General features: G+C 48.1%; 19 protein-coding genes. 9 read left to right on the forward strand and 10 right to left on the reverse strand.

The features are described from left to right. Positions 1 to 24 precede the first annotated feature (24 nt). Entirely contained in the window at positions 25 to 3,492 is a 3,468-nt protein-coding gene (gene mfd, locus Q1B11_RS01900; RefSeq protein WP_299726525.1) for a transcription-repair coupling factor, read from the reverse strand. A 310-nt stretch (positions 3,493 to 3,802) separates the two neighbouring features. Between mfd and Q1B11_RS01905 the strand changes: the two genes are divergently transcribed. The 4 genes from Q1B11_RS01905 to Q1B11_RS01920 all read left to right on the forward strand — a co-directional run bounded on the left by Q1B11_RS01905 (position 3,803) and on the right by Q1B11_RS01920 (position 8,564). Next, entirely contained in the window at positions 3,803 to 5,236 is a 1,434-nt protein-coding gene (locus Q1B11_RS01905) for a glyceraldehyde-3-phosphate dehydrogenase (RefSeq protein ID WP_299726528.1), read from the forward strand. Positions 5,237 to 5,529: 293 nt separating this feature from the next. Continuing rightward, a complete protein-coding gene (locus Q1B11_RS01910) occupies positions 5,530 to 5,862 on the forward strand; it encodes a FeoA family protein (RefSeq protein ID WP_299726531.1) in 333 nt (110 codons plus the stop codon). Next, positions 5,859 to 8,207 (forward strand): Fe(2+) transporter permease subunit FeoB, encoded by a 2,349-nt coding sequence (feoB, locus tag Q1B11_RS01915; protein WP_299726533.1) that lies wholly within the window; start codon positions 5,859 to 5,861, stop codon positions 8,205 to 8,207. The genes Q1B11_RS01910 and feoB overlap by 4 nt, the downstream gene beginning before the upstream one ends. A gap of 96 nt (positions 8,208 to 8,303) precedes the next feature. Continuing rightward, positions 8,304 to 8,564: a FeoC-like transcriptional regulator gene (locus Q1B11_RS01920; RefSeq protein WP_299726536.1), complete on the forward strand. Its 261-nt coding sequence runs from the start codon at positions 8,304 to 8,306 to the stop codon at positions 8,562 to 8,564. 5 nt (positions 8,565 to 8,569) lie between these two features. Here the strand turns inward: Q1B11_RS01920 and Q1B11_RS01925 are convergent, their stop codons facing one another. The 3 genes from Q1B11_RS01925 to Q1B11_RS01935 form a co-directional block, all read right to left on the reverse strand. Beyond that, the gene (locus tag Q1B11_RS01925) at positions 8,570 to 9,082 is read right to left on the reverse strand and encodes a hypothetical protein (RefSeq protein WP_299726539.1); all 513 of its coding nucleotides are present in this window, start codon (positions 9,080 to 9,082) and stop codon (positions 8,570 to 8,572) included. Positions 9,083 to 9,093: 11 nt separating this feature from the next. Beyond that, on the reverse strand, positions 9,094 to 9,549 hold the full coding sequence (locus tag Q1B11_RS01930) for a DUF2147 domain-containing protein (protein WP_245673478.1): 456 nt from the start codon (positions 9,547 to 9,549) through the stop codon (positions 9,094 to 9,096). 179 nt (positions 9,550 to 9,728) lie between these two features. Further along, complete coding sequence (locus Q1B11_RS01935; protein ID WP_299726549.1) at positions 9,729 to 10,742, reverse strand: helix-turn-helix domain-containing protein; 1,014 nt, start codon at positions 10,740 to 10,742, stop codon at positions 9,729 to 9,731. 193 nt (positions 10,743 to 10,935) lie between these two features. Between Q1B11_RS01935 and Q1B11_RS01940 the strand changes: the two genes are divergently transcribed. The 3 genes from Q1B11_RS01940 (at position 10,936) to cobB (ending at position 15,095) form a co-directional block, all read left to right on the forward strand. After that, on the forward strand, positions 10,936 to 12,774 hold the full coding sequence (locus Q1B11_RS01940) for a beta-ketoacyl synthase (protein ID WP_299726552.1): 1,839 nt from the start codon (positions 10,936 to 10,938) through the stop codon (positions 12,772 to 12,774). Between the two features lie 182 nt (positions 12,775 to 12,956). Next, positions 12,957 to 14,345, forward strand: a complete 1,389-nt coding sequence (locus Q1B11_RS01945; RefSeq protein ID WP_299726555.1) for a hypothetical protein — start codon at positions 12,957 to 12,959, stop codon at positions 14,343 to 14,345. A gap of 54 nt (positions 14,346 to 14,399) precedes the next feature. Next, positions 14,400 to 15,095 (forward strand): Sir2 family NAD+-dependent deacetylase, encoded by a 696-nt coding sequence (gene cobB, locus Q1B11_RS01950; RefSeq protein ID WP_299726558.1) that lies wholly within the window; start codon positions 14,400 to 14,402, stop codon positions 15,093 to 15,095. An 18-nt stretch (positions 15,096 to 15,113) separates the two neighbouring features. Here cobB and Q1B11_RS01955 read toward each other — a convergent pair whose 3' ends face one another. Both Q1B11_RS01955 and Q1B11_RS01960 read right to left on the reverse strand, forming a co-directional pair. Next, positions 15,114 to 16,289: a VWA domain-containing protein gene (locus Q1B11_RS01955; protein WP_299726561.1), complete on the reverse strand. Its 1,176-nt coding sequence runs from the start codon at positions 16,287 to 16,289 to the stop codon at positions 15,114 to 15,116. 6 nt (positions 16,290 to 16,295) lie between these two features. Further along, positions 16,296 to 17,135, reverse strand: coding sequence for a MoxR family ATPase (locus Q1B11_RS01960; protein ID WP_299726564.1), 840 nt, complete (start codon positions 17,133 to 17,135; stop codon positions 16,296 to 16,298). Positions 17,136 to 17,385: 250 nt separating this feature from the next. On the opposite strand from Q1B11_RS01960, the gene cysK reads away from it, so the two are divergent. Continuing rightward, positions 17,386 to 18,357, forward strand: coding sequence for a cysteine synthase A (gene cysK / locus Q1B11_RS01965; protein ID WP_299726567.1), 972 nt, complete (start codon positions 17,386 to 17,388; stop codon positions 18,355 to 18,357). A gap of 215 nt (positions 18,358 to 18,572) precedes the next feature. After that, positions 18,573 to 18,857 (forward strand): RNA-binding protein, encoded by a 285-nt coding sequence (locus Q1B11_RS01970; protein WP_299726570.1) that lies wholly within the window; start codon positions 18,573 to 18,575, stop codon positions 18,855 to 18,857. Here Q1B11_RS01970 and Q1B11_RS01975 read toward each other — a convergent pair. The 4 genes from Q1B11_RS01975 to Q1B11_RS01990 are packed head-to-tail and all read right to left on the reverse strand — an operon-like array spanning position 18,851 to position 24,599. After that, positions 18,851 to 20,446 (reverse strand): ABC transporter ATP-binding protein, encoded by a 1,596-nt coding sequence (locus Q1B11_RS01975; RefSeq protein WP_366139427.1) that lies wholly within the window; start codon positions 20,444 to 20,446, stop codon positions 18,851 to 18,853. The genes Q1B11_RS01970 and Q1B11_RS01975 overlap by 7 nt on opposite strands. Before the next feature lie 6 nt (positions 20,447 to 20,452). Then, complete coding sequence (locus Q1B11_RS01980) at positions 20,453 to 21,475, reverse strand: ABC transporter permease (RefSeq protein WP_299727235.1); 1,023 nt, start codon at positions 21,473 to 21,475, stop codon at positions 20,453 to 20,455. 11 nt (positions 21,476 to 21,486) lie between these two features. After that, positions 21,487 to 22,575 carry a microcin C ABC transporter permease YejB gene (locus tag Q1B11_RS01985; RefSeq protein WP_299726573.1) on the reverse strand — a complete coding sequence of 363 codons (1,089 nt, stop codon included), beginning with the start codon at positions 22,573 to 22,575 and terminating at the stop codon, positions 21,487 to 21,489. Between the two features lie 17 nt (positions 22,576 to 22,592). Then, entirely contained in the window at positions 22,593 to 24,599 is a 2,007-nt protein-coding gene (locus Q1B11_RS01990; protein WP_299726576.1) for an extracellular solute-binding protein, read from the reverse strand. Between the last annotated feature and the right edge of the window lie 13 nt (positions 24,600 to 24,612).

Below are 24,612 nucleotides of genomic sequence, written 5' to 3' on the forward strand. Positions count from 1 at the left end.
CAAGTGGTCTCAAAAAGCTTTCTCTCATTGTGCTGGCTCGCCGAGCAATTGCAGAAGGGATTCTATGGCCTTGAAGCGCTGCTCTGGTGCGTCCATGGTTTCACTGTACTTTAAGATGCTACTGCCTTCCAGCCGGAACTGCTGTGCTCTGGATTGTATCAGTTTAATGATGGTCATAGGATCAACCGATGGCTGTTCTTCAAACTCGATACGAGCATTTTTAGTGCCAGCATCGAGTTTCTGGATACCCAGCTTCTGGGCTTTCAGCTTCAGAGACATCTGGCGAAACAGATGTTTGGCCGGGTCGGGAAGCAGTCCAAACCGATCAATCAGTTCCACTTGAAGGTTTTTTAGTCCTTCATCATTTTTAGCGGCAGCAATGCGCTTATAGAGAATCAATCGGGTATGAACATCGTGAATATAATCTTCTGGCAGCAGGGCTGGCAAACGCAGGTTGACTTCGGTTCCGTGGTTCAGCGGTTTGTCCGGGTCCGGTGTTTTACCATCACGGATGGCGGCAACAGCCCGTTCCAGCATCTCAGTATAAAGGGTAAAACCAACCCCTAAAATCTGGCCACTTTGGCCTTCGCCCAACAGCTCGCCCGCGCCACGAATCTCCAGATCGTTCGACGCCAGCATAAATCCTGCGCCCAGAGTTTGTGCTTCTGAAATGGCTTCCAATCGCTTCTGGGCATCCCTTGTCATGGCTTTTGGCGAAGGTGTGAGCAGGTAAGCATAAGCCTGATGATGAGAACGTCCAACCCGGCCGCGCAATTGATGTAGCTGTGCCAGGCCAAACTTATCCGCCCGGTTGATGACAATGGTGTTGGCGTTAGGGATATCAATACCGGTTTCAATAATTGTGGTGCAGACCAGTACGTTATAACGCTTGTGATAAAAGTCGGACATCACCTGTTCCAACTGCCGTTCGCGCATCTGGCCGTGTCCGGTGATGACCCGGGCTTCTGGTATCAGTTCCTGCAGTTCGCCGGCTACTTTTTCTATGCTTTCTACTTCATTGTGGAGGTAGTAAACCTGCCCACCCCGAAGCAGTTCACGGAGAATGGCTTCTTTCACCAATGGCTGATCGTACTGGCGCACGAAGGTTTTTACGGACAGTCTTTTTGCCGGTGGCGTGGCAATAATGGAAAGATCCCGAATGCCGGACATGGCCATGTTCAGCGTTCTTGGAATCGGCGTTGCTGTCAGCGTGAGAATGTCGACTTCAGAGCGCAATGATTTCAGCTTCTCTTTATGACGCACACCAAAGCGATGTTCTTCATCAATGATTAACAGGCCAAGCTGTTTAAAGGTGAGATCACCCTGAAGGATTTTGTGAGTGCCGATGACAATATCCACTTTGCCTTCCGCCAAACGTTCCTTCAGTTGATCCACTTGTTTCTGGGATTTAAAGCGGGAAATAACATCAATTTCCACCGGCCAGTCAGCAAAACGATCTCGGAAGCTTTCGTAATGTTGCTGAGCCAGCAGGGTGGTTGGCACCAAAATCGCGACTTGTTTGCCACTTTGCGCTGCTAGAAACGCTGCGCGCATGGCCACTTCGGTTTTACCAAAGCCTACATCGCCACACACCAGACGATCCATGGGTTTTGGTGCGCACATGTCTTTTACAACCGCAGCAATGGCCTGTTGCTGATCGGGCGTTTCTTCAAAAGGGAAGCCCGCAGAAAATGCCAGATAGTTTTGTTCAGGAGAGTCAAACGCAAACCCGGTTCTGGCTTCACGGCGGGCATAAATATCCAGTAATTCTGCAGCCACATCCCGGGCTTTCTCAGCCGCTTTGCGCCTGGCTTTGGTCCATTGTTCACTGCCAAGGCGATGCAATGGCGCCATTTCATCATCGGCACCGGTGTATCGGGAAATCAGGTGCAGGGACGCAACCGGAACATAAAGCTTGGCTTCGTTGGCGTATTCCAGCGTCAGGAACTCGGTGGTTTGACCATCCACGTCGAGCGTTTCCAAACCGCGATAACGACCAACACCGTGATCGATATGAACAACAGGAGCACCCATTCGCAGTTCTGTCAGGTTTCGAATGACCTGATCGGGGTCTTGTTCTTCACCACTTTTACGCCGACGGGCTTGAACCACTCGCTGCCCAAGAAGCAACGCTTCGGGGATGATGGCGGTTTTAGCATTGCTTAAATAAAGCCCGTGTTCCAGCAGGCCAATGCTGATCGCAAGTTTGGGGAGCGATTGTTGAAATTCAGTAAAGCTGTCACAGGCGTTCGGAGCAATCTGGCTCTGTGCCAGTAGTTCCAGTAATACTTCACGGCGACCAGCGCTTTCTGCTACCAGCAATACATGATCAACGTCATTGATAAGGGCTTTTAACGCACTGAGCGGTTCATCGGTGCGGGCATTCAAAGTGAGTTCTGGTAACGCTTCCCGATCCAGATTAAAGCGACCGGCTTTTTCTGGTACCGCCTGTTTATAGAGAGTCACTCTGGGAAGTTTGTTGAGCCTGCTGTGGAGTTCATCCGGCAGCATTAACACACTGGCGGGTGGCAGAATCGGGCGCTGGGGGTCTACCCGGCGATTTTCGTAGCGGGCATGCACATCCTGATAATATTGATCCAGTCGATTGCCCACGGATTCATAGGAAAGCACTCGGGTCGATTCTGGCAGGTAATCAAACAACGTAGCTGTTTCTGTAAAGAACAACGGCAGGTAGTACTCGATCCCCGGGCTGGCAATGCCTTCGCCAATGTCCTGATAGATTGGGCAATCCCGATGACTGACATCAAATTGCTCCCGGAAGTTGCTGCGGAACCGCTCACGGCCTGCTTTATCCATCGGAAATTCATGGCCAGGCAGAAGATTTATAGCGGCCACTTTATCAACGGAACGCTGGGTTTCCGGATCGAAGGTTCTCAGTGATTCAATTTCATCATCGAACAGATCAATTCGATAAGGAATCTCAGACCCCATAGGGTAGATATCAACGATGGAGCCGCGAATGGCAAACTCACCGTGCTCCAGTACCGAATCCACACAATGATAGCCAGCCTGCTCAAGCTGAGTCCGCCGCTCATTGGTGTTGAAGATATCACCGGGTTTTAATGAGAGACCGCTGCCCAGTAAAAAGGATGTTGGGCAGAGGCGGTGCATCAGGGTGCTGACCGGAATCACCAGGATAGTCTTTTGCTCTGAATGACCGGCCATGGGTAAATGGTAAAGCGTCGAAAGCCGTTGGGAGATAATGTCCTGATGGGGAGAAAACGTATCATAGGGCAGAATTTCCCAGTCCGGCATCTGGGTGACTTTTACATTTGAACTGTCGGGTAGGAAGAATTCGAGCTCTTCAACCAGTCGGCTGGCCGATGCACTGTCCGGCGTAATAATCATCAACGGGCGATTATCCGCCGCTGCAGCGGTCGCAATGGCGTAAGCGTATCCAGCTTTGGAGAGATTACCCCACTGAAGCTTGTCCCCGGGGTAAGCGGGCAGGGGGAAGTTGTGTTGAAGCATGAATTGTCCGGACGTCCTCTTGGTGCATTTAGTATTGATCAGTTTATTAAGTAGCTCTCTGAATAGCTTTCTGAATAGCTGAACCTATTGCCGCACTTCATTTACCGATCGGGAATTGTAGCGTTTGTTAGCGGTTTCTCCCAGTGCCTTAAAAAGGAATAAATGGCCTGGAGAAGTGATCGATTATGTTATCTGTTGAGCTGTATTGTTATCTATTGCTTTGTGTTTTATTAGAAAGGATAATAGCCGCGAAACAAAAGTCCCATGACGGGATTTCATTACAAATAGATAAAAACGACGGGAAATTATCGTGGTAGCAGACCGTTTTCAAGACTGGAAAGAGCGCGAGGCTCTTGCAGAGTCCATGATCCCTCTGATTGGTCAGTTGTACCGGAATCATCATGTTGTCACCTCGGTTTACGGACGCCCGGTGATCAACCGTTCCGTCATTAACCTTCTTAAAGCGCATAAATTTGTTCGGCAGATTGAAGATAGCGAGCTTTCTGTTCGTGAAACCTTCCCAGTGCTCGACATTCTTTCAAAGTTAGATCTAGGCCCATCTCGGATCGATATCGGTAAGTTGGCAGTGGACTATCGCCGTGAAGGAAATGGTTTAAGTCTTGAAGCCTATGTTACTGAAAAGGTTGCAGGTATTACCAACGGCAATAAGCAGCCGTTGAGTGAAGGTCAGGATGTGGTGTTGTACGGCTTCGGTCGTATTGGTCGTTTGATGGCGCGTTTATTGGTTGAACGTGCCGGCGGTGGTTCTGGATTAAATTTGCGTGCGGTTGTGGTTCGCCCGGGTGGTGCGGATAACGATCTACAGAAACGCGCCAGCCTGCTGCGCCGTGATTCAGTCCATGGTTCCTTTCAAGGCACCATCTCTGTTGATGAAGAAAACAGCATTATTTATGCTAACGGCGTTGGTATTCAGGTGATCTATTCCAATGCACCGGATTCCATAGATTACACCGAATACGGCATCAATAATGCCATCGTGGTAGATAACACCGGCAAATGGCGTGACAAGGAAGGGCTTGGCCTGCACCTTGAAGCCAATGGTGTGTCTCGCGTATTGCTGACTGCGCCAGGTAAAGGCGATATTAAGAACGTGGTTTATGGTGTGAACCATAACGATATTCTTCCGGAAGATCAGATTCTTTCCGCCGCTTCCTGTACCACCAACGCCATTACCCCGATATTGAAAGCCATCAATGATCAGTTTGGTGTTGAACATGGGCATGTTGAAACCGTTCACTCTTACACCAATGACCAGAACCTGATTGATAACTATCACAAGGGCGAGCGTCGTGGTCGCAGTGCGGCACTGAACATGGTCATCACCGAAACCGGTGCTGCCAAGGCCGTGGCCAAAGCTCTGCCAGAGCTGGAAGGCAAACTCACCGGTAATGCGATCCGGGTGCCAACGCCAAACGTTTCTCTGGCGATTCTGAATTTGTCTCTGACAAAAGAGACGGATGTTGATGCACTGAACGACTTCCTGCGGGAAACCTCTCTGCACTCCAGCCTGCAAAAGCAGGTGGATTATGTGACGTCGGTGGAAGCCGTTTCCAGCGATTTTGTTGGCAGCCGACGAGCCGGTGTGGTGGATGGGCAGGCAACGATTGTTGATGGCAAGCGTTGTGTTCTGTACGTCTGGTACGACAATGAATTTGGCTACAGTTGTCAGGTGAATCGTATTTTGCAGTACATGTGTGGCGTGATGTACCCATCCATTCCATAAGGCACATTTTTATACAGTCCAACATCCTACCCAGCGATTAACCATGAAATCGCTGGGTATTCTTATTAAAATAATTATCTACCTTTAATCTGGCTTTACTCTCTACCTTTAATAGTCGACTTATCAATCAGTTGAATTGGCATAATACAATTGATTTGAATCAATACGCGTAACAAATTGCCAGGCAATTAAATTGTAACCATTCTCATTTGCGTATATATTTCTGTTAGCTGAAAATGACCTGAAGTCATGATCGCAGCGCTGATCCCACAATAATAATAATGTTTTCAAGTATGTTTCTTGAAAACGTTGGCCTGATTTTTGACCTGAACTTCTTTATATCATTGATATTTTCAGCCGCATCCTTTTTCAAAGTCAGTGGAGAGCGGTCAATAATGGTGACATTGGGTGAATTAAAAACCGGTGAGAAGGGGAAGGTCACGGCTTTCAACCAGTCGGGCAATGCCTATCGCCGTAAGTTGCTCGCCATGGGGCTAACCCCGGGAACTCAATTCACTGTAAGTCGTGTTGCGCCACTGGGTGATCCCATTCAATTGGAAGTACGAGGGTTTAAGTTGTCTGTTCGTCGTGATGAAGCGGCAACGGTTGAGGTGTCCAGACTATGATTCCGACCAATGAACACGTTGTTGCTATTGTTGGAAACCCAAACTGCGGTAAAACCACGCTCTTTAACGCTTTAACGGGCTCTCGCCAGCGCGTCGGCAACTGGCCCGGTGTGACGGTAGAAAAGCGCAGCGGCATCTACAAATTTGAAGGCTCATCCATCGAGGTGGTTGATCTGCCCGGCACCTATTGCCTGGATGTCATCGATAGTGATGTCTCCATGGATGAGCAAATTGCCCGGGATTATATTCTTCAGCGGGAAGCAGATCTGATTATCAATATCGTTGATGCTTCTAACATTGAACGAAACCTCTATCTCACCTCTCAGCTTCTGGATATGGGCGTCCCGGTCATCATTGTTTTAAATATGATGGATGTGGCGAAAGAGAAGGGGATGGATATTGATCTGGATGCCTTATCAAAAGAGCTGAGTTGTCCGGTGTTGCCACTGATTGCCAGTAAAAGTAAAAACATTAGTGAATTCCAGAAAGCCATTAATACCTTTCTTGAAAACGGCGTCGCTATTGCGCCACCACTTAATATTGGTGAACAACTGGAAACCGCATTGGCTGAAATTGAGTCAGTGTTGAAAGTGGAAGTAGAGGATCACGGGGCTTTACGCTGGCAATCTCTGAAGTTACTGGAGGGCGACCCTGCTGCCGAGAGTGCTGATGTGCCTGAAACGTCCTGGCAATCGGTCAATACGGCAACGCAACAGAGACATCTGCTTGAGTCTGCCATGGATGAGGATATGGATATTATTCTCGCCAGCCGTCGGTACGATGCCATTGGCCGTGTGATGAGCAGTGCCATTAAAGAGCGTGGCATGGTCAGCCATAAATTGACCGAATCCATTGACCGTATTGTTCTGAATCGTTTTCTGGGCTTTCCGGTGTTTCTGGGCGTCATGTATCTGATGTTCATGTTCACTATTAATTTTGGTAGTGCATTCATTGATTTCTTTGATCTTTTTACCGGGGCATTACTGGTTGATGGCCTGAGCTATTGGCTAGCCAATCTTGGCACTCCGGATTGGATCGTTACTCTGCTCGCCAACGGGGTGGGTGGTGGTGTGCAAACCGTTTCCACATTTATTCCGGTGATCGCGTTTCTCTTTCTCTTCCTGTCGATTCTTGAAGATTCCGGTTATATGGCCAGAGCCGCATTTGTCGTTGACCGGTTAATGCGATTTCTGGGGTTGCCCGGTAAAGCATTTGTGCCGATGCTGGTGGGTTTTGGCTGTAACGTGCCCGCTATCATGGCGGCCAGAACGCTGGATAATGAAAAAGACCGGTTGTTAACTATCTCTATGGCGCCATTTATGTCCTGTGGTGCCCGGCTGCCGGTCTATGCCTTGTTTGCAGCAGCGTTCTTTCCGGAGTCGGGGCAGAATGTCGTCTTTACGCTCTATCTGGTGGGTATTCTGGCGGCGATTTTTACCGGGCTTATTCTGAAAAAAAGTGTGCTGCGTGGTGATAGCTCTCCATTCATCATGGAACTTCCCAACTACCATTTGCCTTCGGTCACTCAGGTGTTGCTTCGTACCTGGGATCGATTGAAGTCTTTTATTCTTCGCGCCGGTAAAGCCATTGTGATGGTGGTGGTGATTCTAAACACATTGAATGCCATTGGCACTGATGGCTCTTTTGGTCATCAGGATACCCAAAGCTCCGTGCTGAGCAAAATTGGCCAGAGCATCACCCCTATCTTCGCACCAATGGGCATGACGGAAGATAATTGGCCGGCAGCGGTAGGTCTCTTTACTGGCATTCTGGCGAAAGAAGCTGTTGTTGGTACTCTCGACTCTATGTACAGCGCCATTGCGGCTTCAGAAAACCAGGGCGCTGCAGAGGATGAGTCTTTTGATTTGATGGCGGCTATTCAAGCAGCGTTTGCTACTATTCCTGCCAACCTTGGTGATCTCGCCGGCTCGTTTGCTGATCCGTTGGGGATTCAGGTGGGTGATCTCAGCGACATTGAATCGGTGGCCAGTGATCAGGAAGTCGATGTCACCACCTTTGCGGTGATGGCAAAACTCTTCCCAAGCGATGCGGCAGTGATTGCCTATCTGTTGATGATACTGCTGTATACGCCTTGCGTTGCGGCATTGGGTGCGATTTACCGGGAAACGACCGCCGGTTGGACACTGTTTATTGCGTTCTGGACCTTTTTGCTTGGTTATGCGACGGCAACGTTGTATTACCAATTGTCGCTGGTTCATGTTCAGCCTGGAGAAACGGCTCTCTGGGTGGTGAGTATTGCCCTTGTGATGTTTATTGCCATTGCATTGATGCGAAAACTGGGTGGTGCTGTTCTGTTAGGGCGCATGGAGTCCTCAACTCAATGAAGCCTCAACTCAATGAAGCCTCAACGCAATGAAGTCCTCAACGCAATGAAGTCCTCAACTCAATGAAGCCACTGAAATGATTATCCGGATTACGCTGTGCTGATTGCTATTCGTGACTATCTGAAAGAACAGAAGGTCTGCTCCCTTGCAGACCTCAGTGTGAAGTTCAAGACAACACCTGAGGCGATGCGGGGCATGTTGTCTCACTGGTTGCGAAAGGGGCAGGTAATCTGTGAGTCACCGCAGTGCTTCACGGCCTGTAAAAAAGGGTGTGTTTCCTGTGACCCTGCGGAACTGGAAATCTATCGCTGGAAAGGAAGAGAGGCTTTGGGAATTCCTTTAACGTCCATTTCATAAGCGGCCTATAGCCGATAGAGATACACCGGCGTCTGGTAGATGTCATTGGATTTCATAACGTTTACCGGATGTCGTTTTCGCAAGCTGAAGGTATGGGTGACAATCCAGCATCCTGAGGGCAGTTCGGGAATGAGCTTTTGCTCAATTTTCTCCATGGCGCCCGGGTAAAGATAACAAAGAATCAATCCCGTCTGCTGAAAGTCCCCGTTGAAAAAATCCTGCTTCTTAATGCACGCACCCGTTGTAAGTTGACTGAACATTGCGGGTATGGGTGAGCGCTCATAGCCGTAAATAGTCTGGGTAGGGTATTTGACCTGCAGTAGATTGAGGAGCTGTCCCCAACCGCAGCCTAACTCAACAGCATCACCCGTTAGATGATCAGGAAGGATTTCCAGTATTGTTTTTTGTACAGAAGGAGAGGTGGGTACAGGGCCAATACCTAATCGCAATGTCCAGAATAAAAGAGAGCCAGCAACAAGGCTGGCTATCAGAACAACAATAATGGCTAATAAGCTCAACGAGTTATCGCTTATTCTTCAACACGTAGCCAGGTCTGGGAACGGCCAAGCAGGGCAAAGCCGATGTAACCACGAACTTCCAGCTTCTCACCACCATCGGTGACTTTCATGTTAGCGCTGTATACTTTGCCTGACGCTGGATCAACAATTTCACCATCGTCGTACTTACTGCCCTGTTTTTCCATGCCCCAGAGAATAGTCATCCCTTCAATCTTCTGATCTTTCAAGTCACCTTCGCACAGGTTGCAGATGTCATCTTTTGACTCAGGATCGAGCAGCTTGGTGATTTTGCCAGAGAGCGTTCCGTTGTCTTCAAAAATAGTGACATAGCTGGTGGCGTCGCCAGTTTCATCATCAATGGTTTTCCAGGTTCCCAATGGTGAAGCAGCGAAAGTGAGGGTTGAAAGAGTGGTCAGCAAAAAGCCTGCTGCCAGTTTTCCCATTTTGAAAGACGTCATCTGTGACATTGTCAAAAATCTCCGTAGTGCCGATGTGGCTGATTATTATTATGAGTCCAAAAGCATACCGAATCTGTTTACTTTTCGTAAGAGCATGATCGTGAATTATACCAATGGCGAGGAACTTCAACGCAGATCCAGTTGGTCAAAATGGCTGCGCAGCCCATAATTTAAAAACAGAATTGGTATTAATCGTTGAGATAGAATAATTTACCTCGAACACTTCGCCTGAACTCTGTGGGCGTTAGCTCATAGTCACGCTTAAAAATGCGGGCAAAGTAATCAGGATCATTAAACCCTGCCTGAACCGCAATTTCGGCAATGCCCAGATTCGTATTCTTTAATAGATCCCTCGCCTGATCAAGTCGGATTTGGCGGACGTAAGCCATGGGTGTGGTTCTTGCTGCTTCGCGGAATCGGCGATTGAGCGTGCGGCTGTTTAAGTCGGATAACCGACAAAGGTCTTCAATGGTGATATCACTGGCGAAGTGCTGGTGGATGAAATCTTGCAACGCCACTATCACTTCATCCTGATGTGCGGTTTTATGATCTTCAGCAAAGTGGGTTTCTTTGAAGGATTTTCGAATCTCATGGGAGAACTGCTGCTCAACTTTGCGGGCAATGGCCGTGCTGAAAGCACCCTCAATAAGATGCACCATAAGGTCGGCAACGGAATTGACACTCCCGGCACAATAAATACGCCCAGCCCGGGTAATTAAATGATTTGGCATAAAATCTACGGCAGGAAAAGCCCGCTGCAACCTGTTCATGTAGAACCAGTGCGTTGTGGCGGGTTGTCGATTCAAGAGTCCGGCCGCGGCCAGAAACGTAACGCCGGTTCCGGCAACCACAAAAACAGCGCCTGCTTTGTGTTGTTCTTTGATCCAATCAACGATCGCCGGGTTTTTCCGCACCAGTGGCACAGGGTTGCGCCACAGTGCGGGTATTAATATCAAATCACCGTGCCCGGTTTCTGATAATGGGCAGTCGGGTGTGACTCTTAAACCCCCGGTGGTCGTCACTGCGCTTTCCTGATTTGCGCAAAAGAGAATATCAATTTTATCGGGTGTTTTGTGGGTGTTCTGATAAGTGCGGGCTGCCTCGAGCATTTCCAAAGGCAGAGTAATGCTGGTACTGATCATATGCTCAATGGTCAGAATAAATACTCGGCGGATGGACAGTGAAACGGGCTGCTTAAGCATAAGTTCAACAATATAGTTGTTAACAATACAGGGTGTAGTGGTTTTTTATCTGGGTGAATGTCTTTTTCATCCGGATAAGTTTACCACAAACCCATTACACTGATAGTAACTTTCCGCTTTAAGCAATTTCCCTGATTACCGTCATGCTCTTTTCCCATGGAATGCAGAGCAAGTTATTTTACAGGAGTATGGTTTGTCCAGATTACCCGTTATTGTTGCCCAGGGTGGCATTAGCCCCGCCGGCAGAACATCCGGTTTTCATGGTTATCGCCGACTTGTGCTGGAAAGCCTGGAGGGCAATGCTCAGAAAGAAACCATCGAGGCATTGCGGGTTCTGAGAAATCTGCCAGAAGACACGAGCCGTGAAGATATTCTATCGGGCACACTGGTGCGCAGGTTGGAAAAGAACCTGTTCAATAGTGATGCCATTGATATTCATCAGGCGATTAAAGCGGAAGAGGGGACTGAGATCGTCTTGAGTGCCCGACGTTTACCAGACCCTCTACCAGAAGGTTGGCAGGTAGAACCCCTTGACGGTGGTCGTATAAAGGTTCGAATTGCCAACCCACAACCGATGCTGGTGCCCTGTACCCGTAAATCGCCAGTCAATGCAGCAGGGCAGCTACCCAGTGGTTTTTCGCCCGAAAAACTCTACCAATCCCGCAATCATCCACGTTCGTTGGCCATGACGGTTTATGGCGCATCCGATGCCATCGGTTCTTCCGGTATAGACTGGCAAGCTCTGAAACAAAAACTCAGCCCGGATGATATTGCAGTGTATTCCGGCAGTGCCATGGGGCAGATGGATTACAACGGCTACGGCGGCATGCTTAAGGCTCGCCTGATGGGTAAACGGGTAACCTCAAAACAGTGTCCCCTTGGGTTTGCGGAAATGTCCGCGGACTTTATCAATGCCTATATTCTTGGCTCACTAGGGAATACCGGCACCAGCATGGGTGCCTGTGCCACCATGCTTTATAACCTTGAACAGGGTTTGCAGGAAATTCGCAGTGGTCGTCGCCGTTTAGTGATTGTCGGTAACAGTGAGGCACCGATCTTACCGGAAATTTTGGAAGGCTATTCCACCATGGGGGCTCTGACCACCGATGCAGCCCTGAGGCAGCTGGATGGTTTATCCGACAGTGAAAACCCGGACTGGCGTCGCTCTTGCCGACCTTTTGGCAATAATGCCGGCTTCACTATTGCTGAATCGTCTCAGTTTCTGGTGTTAATGGATGATGAGCTGGCTCTTGAAATTGGCGCCGATATTCTGGGTGCCGTTGCGGACGTTTTCATCAATGCGGACGGTTTTAAAAAATCCATTTCAGCCCCGGGTGCTGGTAACCATCTCACCGTGGCGAGAGCTGCCGCGATGGGTAGAGCCATTGCCGGTGAAGATGCATTACGCCATCGCAGTTTTGTCCAGGCTCATGGCACGGGAACGCCGCAGAATCGAGTCACAGAGTCGCAGATTCTTAATGATACAGCCAAGGTATTTGGTATAAAGAACTGGCCTGTTGCCGCTGTGAAAAGTTATCTGGGGCATTCTATTGGCGCAGCTGGTGGTGACCAGATCATGGCAACTCTGGGAGCGTGGAAATATGGCGTGATTCCCGGCATTCAAACGATTACCGGGCTGGCTGATGATGTTTGCTCGGAGTATCTGAACATTCTTCAGCAGCACCGAGAGATAGCGCCGTCTGAAATGGACCTGGCATTGATCAATGCCAAGGGCTTTGGTGGTAATAATGCAACGGCGTTGCTGTTGAGCCCCACATTAACCAGAAAGATGCTGTTGTCACGCCATGGCGATAAGGCGATGAGTTCATGGCAAAAACGCAATGAATCGGTCGGCGCACAGCAGGAAGAATACGAGAGAGGTTGTCTTGATCGCTCCGTTAATCCTATTTACCAGTTCGGTGAGGGTGTTCTGGATGGCACATCGCTGAGTTTTTCCGATGATAAAATCGAAGTGCCAGGGTTTGGTAAGGCGGTAAATCTGAAGCTTGAGAACCCTTACTGGTCTTTTTAAAATCAATCTTTCCTGCCAACGTTAGTTTCAATAAGGTTCTTCATGTTTAATCGCAGAAGAACCTTTTCTTTTATCGTCAGCCTACGATGGTTAAGTGATTTCTTATTAAAGACATATTAATAAATAGACTATAAAGTACTGGAATAATTTTATATTTCCTGATGAACGAGGATAGAAAAAACATGTTTCGACCTTCGCTGTGCATCTTGAGCTGCTTGTTCTTTTTTTCAGAGGTTACGATTGGCTCAGAAGTGGTGGAGGGGAGGCTGAACGTTTCGGAGGCGAAAGCCAGCACAGTTACCCTGTATCGCGACAAAGCATTTATTGCACAGACGTTTAATAAGCTTCCGAATCAACAAGGTGTTCTTGAGTTAGCCGGATTACCAATGAACCGTCAGAATGGCAGTCTCTGCCTTGAGTATCGAGATGGTAACCATGTCATTCGACCTGACACGATCACCTGGTATCTGGGAGGGCTGGATCGCGATAACTACTATCGCAAGCTGGTTGGTAAAACGGTTGAAGTGTTTGGCAGTGGTCTTAATGTTTCGGTTCAGGGCAAGTTAATTACTTTTCAGAATGGGGTCGGCCTTGTTGAAGGGAATAATGGCAGACAGTATTTCGTTGACTATCAAGACCCGCAGGGGCTCAGGGTTTTATCCCGTGAACCGTCGGAGACCCAGGGAAAATATCTAAAATACCATACGGCCAATTTTGGGCAGCAAAAAACCGCGGGAAAGCTGCACCTGTCTTATATTACACCTCTACTGAGTTATGAAAGCCATTACCGATTAAGTGTTAACGCTTCAAACAGCGCTCCGCAAACAGGGCAACTATTGATGAAAGCATTGCTTTCAAACAGCTCCAGTATTGACTTCAGTAATGCAGAGATTCGGTTGGTGGCAGGAGATGCTTCCACTGCCCCTGGAATGTACAGAAAGGCGCAAATGATGGAAGCCAGCATGGCCGCAGACTTCACTAATCCATCAGAACGAGTCGGAGAAGTGCTGGTAACACCATTACCAAAACAGACAGCACTTCCGGCAAACAGCAGAGAGTTGATTAATCTGCTGGCGAAAACCCTGACACTGGAAAAATATTATATTCTAGACACCTATGGCCGTAACGGTGGCAGGGGCGCACTTATGGCTGAGCGGCCAATACAGTACTGGCGGTTTAAAGCGCCGGTGGATTTACCGCCTGCCCCTTTACGTATGTACGATAAAGACAGCTCAGGTGTTGAAGTGATTGGTGGCCAGTCCTGGATGCCTAAAGCCACTGCCGGTGAAGACGTTTGGTTACCCATCGCGGAAGCACTTGCTGTTCGGGTTGAACGTTCTCGGGTTGAAGTGCAGCAGAAAGGAGATAAAGAATTACAGGTTAAGTGGGATGTGAAAGTGTTCAATGATCAAAAGCAATCCGTGACATTACTGCTACGGGAACGAGATGCCAATTTACTGAAGCTGTCTGATGTCAAAGGCGCCGTTCTTGATAAACACAACCAGCTTAAACTGGAAGTACCCGCTGGCAGCCGCAAGATCGCGTCATATATTGCCATTTTTCGTCGTTAGGCGCCGTCGTTAGGCACTTTTTTGAGTGAGCGCTTTTTTGAAACAGGAGCATTTTTGAACTATTCATCAATTGTCGTGTTGACGGGCGCCGGAGTTTCTGCCGAATCCGGTGTTCAGACGTTTAGAGCCAGTGACGGTCTCTGGGAGAATCATCCCGTTGAAGAGGTGGCTACACCAGAAGGTTATGCCCGAAACCCCAAACTGGTTCAGAAATTCTATAATGATCGTCGCCGGCAGTTGTTCACGATAAATCCTAATCAAGCCCACATCGCTCTGGCTACGTTCGAACAACAGTTTAGCGGTGATTTTCTGTTGGTTACCCAGAATGTTGATGATCTCCATGAGCGGGCAGGGAGCCAGAACTTGATTCATATGCACGGCGAATTGAAGAAAGCGCGGTGTCAGGATACAGATAACATTTTTCCATGGGATCAAGATCTTACGGTAGAAACCCCATGTGATTGTTGTGGCGTTCCGGGCAATCTTCGTCCTCACATCGTGTGGTTCGGTGAGATGCCGCTGCAGATGGATGAGATTTATCAGGCGCTGTCGACATGCGATCTTTTTGTTTCGATCGGTACATCAGGCAATGTCTATCCGGCAGCGGGTTTCTTTCAGGAGGCAGCCGCATCTGGCGCTAAAACCGTGGAACTGAATTTGGAGCCAGGGAATCACGGCTCTTTGTTCCATGAACAGATTTATGGACCGGCAACGGAAGTAGTTGATTCATTCTTTAAATCACTACTGTGAGAAAGGAAGGGGCAGGTATTACCCTGCCAGCCAGCCCATCGCTTCTTCCAGGCCGTTAATGGTTAATGGATACATTTTGCCTTCTACCTGCTCTTGCACAATTTGAGTAGAGGAGGTGTACTGCCATGCTCCGTGAGGAGAAGGGTTCAACCAGGCGACACGGTCAAAATGATTCAGCACCCGTGACATCCACACATAACCGGCTTCTTCATTAAAATGTTCCACACTGCCGCCCGGTGACGTGATTTCAAAGGGTGACATCGCGGCATCGCCGACAAATATCACTCGATAATCTTTGCCATAGCGATGGATGACATCCCAGAGGCTGATTCTTTCCTGATAACGTCGGCGATTGTCCTGCCAAACACTTTCATATAGGTAATTATGGAAGTAATAAAATTCGAGATGCTTAAACTCTGTGCGACAGCAGGCGAACAGTTCCTCGCAAAGCCGGACATGGTCGTCCATGGAACCGCCAATATCCATAAACAGTAAAACTTTTACGGAGTTGTGCCGTTCCGGCACCAGTTTGATGTCCAGCATGCCTTTATTGGCTGTAGAGCGGATGGTGTCGTCCAGATCCAGTTGGTCAGCAGCCCCCTGTCTTGCAAATCGACGAAGCCGGCGCAGTGCCATTTTCATATTGCGGCTGCCGAGCTGTTCATTGTCATCCAGATTTTTAAATTCCCGTTTATCCCACACTTTCGTGGCTTTTCGGTGACGGGATTCGTGCTGACCGATGCGAATGCCTGAAGGGTTATACCCGTATGCGCCGTAAGGAGAAGTGCCCCCAGTACCAATCCACTTGTTGCCGCCCTGATGCCGCTCTTTCTGTTCATCAAGTCGTTGCCGGAAGGTGTCCAATAATTCTTGAAGGTCCTTCATGGTCTTAATCTTGGCTTTATCATCATCGGACAGTTGCCGGATAAAATCCTCACGAAGCCATTCTTCCGGAATCAGCGCCTCCAGAAGATCGTCCATTGACTCAAGCCCACTGAAAAAGGCCTGACAGGCTTTATCAAACTTGTCGTAATGACGCTCATCCTTAACCAGAATGGTGCGGGATAATTGATAAAATGCGTCCTGGTCAGCAAACGCCAAATGGGATTGAAACGCTGCCAGCAAATCAAGGTATTCCCTAGTGGTCGCTGGCACGCCAAAGGCTCTGACGGTGTCAAAGAAATTCGTCAGCATGGCGGATTAACTCCGACGATTCATAAAGGCCAGACGTTCCAAGAGATACACATCCTGCTCATTTTTTACCAAAGCACCGTGGAGTGGCGGAATGGCTGTGCGGGTATCCCGGTTTTGGAGAATATCTGCAGGGATATCATCAGAATTCAATAGCTTGAGCCAATCTATTAATTCAGAGGTTGAGGGTTTCTTCTTCAGGCCGGGGATGTCACGGAGTTCAAAAAAGACTTCCAGTGCTTCGTCCACCAGTTTTTTCTGTAGATTTGGGAAATGCACATCCACGATCTGTCGCATAGTGTCGGCATCAGGAAAACTGATGTAGTGGAAAAAACAGCGGCGGAGAAATGCATCCGGCAGTTCTTTTTCATTGTTACTGGTAATGATCACAATGGGGCGTTTTACAGCTTTGACTACTTGCTGGGTTTCATAAACATGAAACTCCATTTTATCCAGCTCCTGAAGTAAGTCATTGGGGAACTCGATATCCGCTTTATCAATTTCGTCGATTAGCAATACCGACTGTTCTTCCGATTCAAAGGCTTCCCACAGTTTGCCTTTGACGATGTAGTTGCTGATGTCGTGTACCCGCTCATCCCCTAATTGGGAGTCACGCAGACGAGAAACAGCATCGTATTCATACAAACCCTGCTGAGCTTTTGTGGTGGATTTGATGTGCCATTGCAGCAGTTCTTTACCCAGTGAGCTGGCAACTTGCTCTGCCAGCATGGTTTTGCCGGTGCCTGGTTCACCTTTGATCAGTAAGGGGCGTTGCAGGGTTACCGCGGCGTTGACCGCCATTTTCAGGTCATCAGTGGCAATGTACTGGTCGGTACTGCTGAAGCTCATAAATCTGTCTTTGTTTTTATTGGCTTTTGATGGTCGTAAGGTTACCCAAAAATGAAAGGGCTGGGTAGGTTTTTGCCTTTGCGGCTGCCCTTCCGAATGTTGAGATTATGTTATAGATAAATCGTCTAACTCTATAAATTTAAATTACTTTACTGATAATGGGGAGTCGGTATAGCCTCACACCATAAGAAATGCTCTGGTCGATGATGACGGCCTGACTTGATATGAAGTGATAATAGGGAAGGTAACAATGACACAGGTTTATCAGGATAATTCCCAAACGATTGGTAACACACCGCTCGTAAAGCTGAACCGTTTAGGCAAAGGTTACAATATCTACGCCAAGCTGGAATCCAGAAACCCGGCCATGAGTGTCAAGTGTCGTATTGGCGCCAGCATGGTGTGGGATGCGGAAAAAACGGGCAAGCTAAAGCCGGGTATGGAGCTTATTGAACCTACCAGTGGCAACACGGGGATTGCTCTGGCGTTTGTTGCCGCATCCCGAGGCATTCCACTGACGTTGACCATGCCTGCTTCCATGAGTATTGAGCGTCGTAAAGTCATGAAGTCCCTTGGGGCGACCATTATTCTTACGGAGCCCGCAAAAGGCATGCCCGGTGCGATTGCCAGGGCAAAAGAAATAGCGGCAGAGAATCCTGAGAAATTCCTTCTTCTTCAGCAGTTTGAAAACCCGGCCAATCCTCGTATCCATGAAGAAACCACGGGGCCGGAGATCTGGAATGCGCTGGATGGTGAGATAGATGTTCTTGTTGCAGGTGTTGGCACCGGCGGAACCATTACCGGTATTTCACGCTACATCAAAGAAACCAAGGGTAAGCAGATTACCTCCGTTGCAGTAGAGCCAAGCGCATCGCCAGTGATCAGCCAGACCATTGCGGGTGACGAGGTAAAACCGGCTCCCCATAAAATTCAGGGCATTGGTGCTGGTTTTATTCCCGGTAATTTAGATTTGTCGCTGGTGGACCAAGTTGAGCAAGTTTCTAATGAAGATGCGATTGAAACTGCCCAGCGTCTTATGAAAGAAGAAGGCATTCTTGCGGGGATTTCTTGTGGTGCTGCGTTGTATGGTGCGTTGAAAGTAGCGGCGAAGCCTGAGAATGAAGGTAAGAACATTGTGGTTGTCTTACCGGATTCTGGTGAACGGTATCTTTCTACCGCGTTATTTGAAGGTGTCTTTTCAGAAAACGAGACCGTTCAATAATAGTGTATGTGAGTTACGCTTTTTGACCTCCGGTGTTCTTAATTTCCCCAGAATTGATTCTGGGGAAGTCTTTTCTCAATGGAAACAGTCGTCAATTTTGAGTAATGTAGACAGTCAGTTAATGATGTGAGAATCTTTAAGGGTTGGCACCATTACCTGGTTCAGATACCCCACATCAGAAGCCCATAGATTAATTTGGATAATTGAGCTGGCTCATGGAAAAAAGGACTTTATACATAGGGAACCTCGCCTACACCGCAGTGGAAGATGATCTCGAGCACGCTTTCGAAGCTTTTGGTGTTATAGAAGATATCAAGCTAATGAGAGATCGTGAAACTGGTCGTTCCCGAGGTTTTGCTTTTATTACTTTTGAAAAAGACGCAGAAGCAGAAGCGGCTAGAGCAATGGACGGTAAAGAGGTTGCCGGTCGCCCCATCAAAGTGAATGATGCAAAGCAAAAGCAACCCTCTGAACGTAAACCAAGATCCTTTAATCAATAAGCACTGAAAGCGGCGCTGATCAATTCTCGGGTGTACTGCTGTGATGGGTTAGAAAAAATCTGTCGGGTATCTCCCTGTTCTACGATTTCACCCTCTTTCATTACCAGTATTCGGTGGCTCATGGCTTTGACCACCGCCAGATCATGGCTGATAAAGATATAGCTTAGGTTGTATTTTTTCTGCAGATCACGCAGCAGGTTAATAATCTGGGATTGTACGGTTCTGTCCAGGGCCGATGTGGGTTCGTCTAAAATCATGAGTTTTGGCTTGAGTACCAGTGCTCGGGCAATGGATATCCGCTGTCGCTGGCCGCCGGAGAATTCGTGGGGGTAGCGGTTGCGGCAACCTGAATCAAGGCCAACATCTTCCAGAGCCGAAATAATCTGCTGCTCCCGTTCATAGCCTTTTGCCAGCTGGTGGATATCAAGCCCTTCGCCAATGATATCTGCAACGGTCATTCTCGGGCTGAGGCTGCCAAATGGATCTTGAAACACAATCTGCATTTCACGACGTAATGGACGGAATTGCTTTTGAGTCATATCTCCGATGGATTGTTCCTGAAACCGGATCACTCCTTCACAGTGTTGTAATTTTAGCAGCGCCAGACCAAGGGTGGTTTTTCCGGAACCTGATTCACCAACAATACCAAGAGTTTCACCTTGCTGGATTGATAGTGAGATATTAGAAACCGCTTTAATATGATCAACCGTTTTCTTGAAAAACCCTTGCTTGATGGGAAACCAGACTTTTATATCCTGAGCGGACACTAATTCGGAACAATGACTATCTAAAGGTTGAGGGCTGCCTTCGGGCTCTGCGTTCAGTAAATCGATGGTGTAGGGGTGCTCAGGGTTTTTAAATACTTCCGATGTGATGCCTTCTTCAACCACCTGACCTTCTTTCATCACGTAAATTCGATCCGAAATATGACGGATCAAATTCAGATCGTGACTGATAAACAGCACAGCCATATTGAGCTTTTTCTGGAGATCTTGAAGCAGGCTGAGGATTTGCCGCTGAACAGTTACGTCCAAAGCAGTGGTCGGCTCATCGGCAATAAGCAGTTGTGGCTCACAGGCCAGTGCCATGGCAATCATTGCCCGTTGTCGTTGACCGCCGGATAATTCATGGGGAAAGGCTGAAAGACGACTACGGGCGTTTTTAATACCCACCAGTTTGAGCAGTTCCAGCGCTTTGGCTTTTGCTTCACTGCCCGTAAGACCCAGATGAATACCCAGTACTTCACAAATTTGTTTCTCAATGCTGTGAAGAGGATTCAACGCTGTCATAGGCTCCTGGAAAATCATACTGATCTTGTGACCACGAATCTTGCGAATTTTGTCCGGTGACAATCCCAGTAACGATTCACCGTTAAATTCAATACGACCAGTGCACTTGGCGTTGCCAGCTAACAAATGCAACACGCTTAAGGCGGTAATGGATTTCCCGGAGCCAGATTCCCCCACCAGACCAATGGTTTCTCCGGCGTTGACCTGTAGAGAAACATTTTTAACAACTTCTGTACTTTCACTACCCTGTTGAAAGTGGATATTGAGATCACTAATGGTCAGTAATGAGGTATCCGTCATGGTCTTCTATCCGGCGTAGTATTTTCTTGGGTCGAGGGCATCCCTGCAAGCTTCACCAATGAAGACCAGCAAAGTGAGCATGATGGACATCACCACAAATGCGGTGATCCCCAGCCACGGGGCTTGTAGATTGTTTTTCCCCTGGGCGATTAACTCGCCGAGAGATGGTGAGCCCGCGGGCAGACCGAAACCAAGAAAGTCCAAAGAGGTGAGGGTGGTGATGGCGCCGGTGAGAATAAAGGGCATAAACGTCACGGTGGCAATCATGGCGTTTGGTAAAATGTGGTTGAACATCAGGCGAGCATCGCTCATACCGAGGGCTCTTGCTGCGCGAACGTATTCCAAATTTCGCCCGCGAAGAAATTCTGCCCGCACCACGTCAACCAGTGTCATCCATTGAAATAACAACATAATGCCCAGTAACCACCAGAAGCCGGGTTCGACAAAGCTGGAGAGAATAATCAGCAGATAAAGGTTGGGCATGCCGGACCAGATTTCAATAAAACGTTGACCAAATAAGTCGACTTTGCCGCCATAAAAACCCTGTAATGCGCCGACGGCGACGCCAATGATAGTGCTGAACAGCGTCAGCGCCAATCCGAACAACACAGAAATTCGAAACCCATAAATAACCCGGGCCAGCACATCACGACCCTGGTCGTCGGTTCCCAGCCAGTTTTCAAGGGAGGGAGCCGCAGGCGCAATGCGGGCATAATTGATGGTGTCGTAACTGTATTGAATCGGTGGCCAAATCATCCAGCCTTTTGGTTCAATTAATTCTTTCGCATAGTCCTGACGATAATCCATGGCCAGTTCAAACTCACCGCCAAAGGTGGTTTCCGGATAGGTAACAAAAGTTGGAAAGTAAGGTTCACCATCAAACCAGACCAGCAGTGGTTTGTCGTTGGACACGCCTTCTGCCAGAAGGGTGACAACAAACAGTATGGAAAAAATCCAGAGAGAAATATAACCACGGCGATTCTGTTTGAAATTCTGCCAGCGTCGTTGGTTTAATGGATTCAAAGTCAACCTGCTCATGGTCAGTCTCTGGCCTCAAAATCAATTCTCGGGTCAACCATGACATAGGTCAGATCACCAACCAGTTTAATCACCATACCCAGCAATGTGAAAATATAGAGTGAACCAAACACCACGGGATAATCACGATTAATGGCCGCTTCATACCCCAGCAAGCCAAGCCCATCGAGAGAGAAAATAATCTCGATCAACAAGGAGCTGGTAAACAATATGCCGATCAAAGCGGCAGGAAATCCGGAAATAACCAAAAGCATGGCATTTCTGAAAATATGACCATAAAGAACCCGTTTCTCATCAAGCCCTTTTGCTCGAGCCGTCTGCACATATTGTTTATGGATTTCATCAAGAAATGAGTTTTTTGTTAGCATGGTCAGCGTGGCAAAACCACTGATCACCATACAGATCAGGGGTAACGTCATATGCCAGGTGTAATCTACGATTTTTCCGAAAAGACTTAACTCGTCAAAATTTTCTGAGAACAAACCTCTCAGAGGAAACAGATTCCAGTAACTGCCACCGGCAAAAACGACAATCAATAAAATAGCCAGCAAAAAACTGGGGATCGCATAACCGGTGGTGATGACAGCACTGGACCAGATATCAAACCGACTGCCGTGTTTCAATGCTTTGCGTATTCCCAGGGGGATGGATATCAAGTAAATAATTAGGGTGCTCCATAAACCAAGAGAAATGGAGACGGGCAGTTTTTCTTTGATCAGGTCAATGACTTTGGCATCCCGGAAAAAAGAATCACCAAAATCAAACACCAGATAGTTTTTCAACATGGTGAAAAAGCGCTCATGGGCAGGCTTATCAAAGCCGTAGAGCTTTTCGATATCTTTGATTAGTTCAGGATCTAACCCACGGCGCCCTCGATACTCACCGGAATTATCAGAACTGACCTGCTGTACTTCAGCATTACCAGAACCACCAATACGGCTGAGGGCATTGCTCTCAAAACCTTCCAGCTTGGCAATCATCTGCTCAACCGGGCCGCCGGGGGCGGCCTGTATGATCAGGAAGTTAACCAGCATGATACCAAGCAGTGTCGGTATCATCAGTGCCAGTCGTCTCAATATGTAGCTGCTCATGGAGCGATCCTGCCGGTTTAATCGATCGGTGACGTACGTTTTCTACGACGGTGCATCCATAAAGGAATCAACCCCAGCAAAACCAAACCAGAATAGAGCCATTTGTTGGATTGCTCATCATCCACCGGTGAGTGAACTGGCGTTGAAGTTTCTGTTGAAGCTCTTCTGGAAGGTTCTGATGCATTCGCTTCCTCTATCCACCAGGTGTACAGGTCAGTATTGTAAAGCGGTTCAGCATCGGGACGTACCACCTTGCTACTGTGAGCGATTCGATCATAAGGATAGTACCATTGCGGAATCAGGTATTCGCCCCAGAGCAGCACTCGGTCCAAAGCTTTAACGGCAGTGGTTAACTCTTCCCGGCTATGGGCATTAATGACATGGCTAATCATGGCATCAACGACCGGATCTTTAATGCCCATGTAGTTTCTACTGCCCTTGGTATCTGCTGCGGCACTGCCCCAGAATTCGGATTGCTCGTTACCGGGTGAGGCTGATTGACCGTAGCCAGTAACAATCATGTCGTAATCGAAATCACGAAGCCGTTGAATATACTGAGAAGTATCCACCGTGCGGATATTCAGGGAGATGCCAATCTGCTCCAGATTTTTCTTGAAGGGTAGGGCGACCCGCTCCATGGATGGCTGAGCGATTAATAGCTCAATGGAAAAACGTTCGCCTTTGCTGTTGGTCAACTGTCCATTATTTAATGTCCAGCCGGCGTCTTTTAATAAAGATAGAGCTCTCTTGAGGTTCGAACGAATATTTCCTGAGCCATCGGAAACGGGCAGTTCATATGGTTTCGTGAACAGGTCTTCAGGTAACTGTTTTTTCCATGGTGCAAGCAATGCCAGTTCGTCTTCATCGGGCGTGCCTTTGGCTTCCATGCCTGAATTGTTGAAATAGCTGCTGGATCGAATATAGCTGTTATAGAACAGGTTCCGGTTTAGCCACTCAAAGTCCATGGCGTAACTGATCGCCTTGCGCACTTTTCGATCCTGAAACTGATCTCTACGCAGATTATAGGCAAATCCCTGAATAGGCGCAGGACTGATGGTTGGTATAGTTGAAAGTACCAGATCGCCATTGTGTACAGCGGGAACGTCATAGGCGGTTGCCCAGTTTTTCGCCACGGTTTCATAGCGGAGATCATAAGCACCGGCTTTCAGTCCTTGCAAAGCCACATGCTCATCGCGGTAATAATCGTAGATAACTTCATCAAAGTTGTATCGGCCTTTGTTCACTGGCAGGTCTTTGCCCCAGTAGTCAGCCACTCTTTGATAACTGATACTGCGACCACCATCCACCTGACTGATTTTGTAGGGGCCGCTGCCAAGCGGTGGTGTTAGTGATGCAGAAGAAAAATCATTCTCTGGCTTTTCCCAATAATGTTTGGGGAGAATTGGCAGTTGAGACATGATGAAGGGCAGTTCAGGGTTTTGATCAGACTTGAATGAGAAAAGTACCTGACCTTTGTTCAACGCCTTAACCGATTCAATATCGGAATAATAACTGCCGAAAAAGGGGTGACCTTTTTCAATTAGTAGCTTGAAGGTGTAGCTGACATCCTCTGCTGTTATGGACTTTCCATCATGAAATCGTGCTTCCGGGTTGAGATTAAACTGAATGCTCATCTTATCCGGTGCAATTTCTGCGGATTCCGCTACCAGAGGGTACATGGAAAACGCTTCATCGTTACTCTGAGTCATCAGCGTGTCATAGATCAGGTTCAGGCCAGTGACAGCAGTTCCCTTGCTGGAATAAGAGTTAAGACTGTCGAAGGTACCGCTGGCTGCCATTCGAAGTTTACCGCCTTTGGGGGCATTCGGGTTGGCATAATCAAAATGAAGAAAGGGTTTGCCGGGCTGATCATATTTGGCGTTGCCGTGATGGGTTAGAGCCGTTTGTATTCCGGTTTTAATTTCCAGTTCTGCATAACTGATGGATGGCACCGCCAACATCAATCCGAGGCCCATGATACAGGATGAAATTCTGTGGGTTGTACCTGAATTTTTTATCATCATTAGAAGTCATCTT

Origin of the sequence: uncultured Endozoicomonas sp., assembly GCF_947495845.1 — a bacterium.
In the GTDB taxonomy this organism is placed as follows: Bacteria; Pseudomonadota; Gammaproteobacteria; order Pseudomonadales; family Endozoicomonadaceae; genus Endozoicomonas.

Coding starts and splice junctions, on each gene's coding strand:
- mfd (WP_299726525.1), bottom strand. CDS start 3,492: ATGCTTCAACACAACTTCCCCCTGCCCGCTTACCCCGGGGACAAGCTT.
- Q1B11_RS01910 (WP_299726531.1), top strand. CDS start 5,530: ATGTTTCTTGAAAACGTTGGCCTGATTTTTGACCTGAACTTCTTTATA.
- feoB (WP_299726533.1), top strand. CDS start 5,859: ATGATTCCGACCAATGAACACGTTGTTGCTATTGTTGGAAACCCAAAC.
- Q1B11_RS01930 (WP_245673478.1), bottom strand. CDS start 9,549: ATGTCACAGATGACGTCTTTCAAAATGGGAAAACTGGCAGCAGGCTTT.
- Q1B11_RS01935 (WP_299726549.1), bottom strand. CDS start 10,742: ATGCTTAAGCAGCCCGTTTCACTGTCCATCCGCCGAGTATTTATTCTG.
- Q1B11_RS01945 (WP_299726555.1), top strand. CDS start 12,957: ATGTTTCGACCTTCGCTGTGCATCTTGAGCTGCTTGTTCTTTTTTTCA.
- Q1B11_RS01955 (WP_299726561.1), bottom strand. CDS start 16,289: ATGCTGACGAATTTCTTTGACACCGTCAGAGCCTTTGGCGTGCCAGCG.
- Q1B11_RS01960 (WP_299726564.1), bottom strand. CDS start 17,135: ATGAGCTTCAGCAGTACCGACCAGTACATTGCCACTGATGACCTGAAA.
- cysK (WP_299726567.1), top strand. CDS start 17,386: ATGACACAGGTTTATCAGGATAATTCCCAAACGATTGGTAACACACCG.
- Q1B11_RS01970 (WP_299726570.1), top strand. CDS start 18,573: ATGGAAAAAAGGACTTTATACATAGGGAACCTCGCCTACACCGCAGTG.
- Q1B11_RS01975 (WP_366139427.1), bottom strand. CDS start 20,446: ATGACGGATACCTCATTACTGACCATTAGTGATCTCAATATCCACTTT.
- Q1B11_RS01985 (WP_299726573.1), bottom strand. CDS start 22,575: ATGAGCAGCTACATATTGAGACGACTGGCACTGATGATACCGACACTG.
- Q1B11_RS01990 (WP_299726576.1), bottom strand. CDS start 24,599: ATGATGATAAAAAATTCAGGTACAACCCACAGAATTTCATCCTGTATC.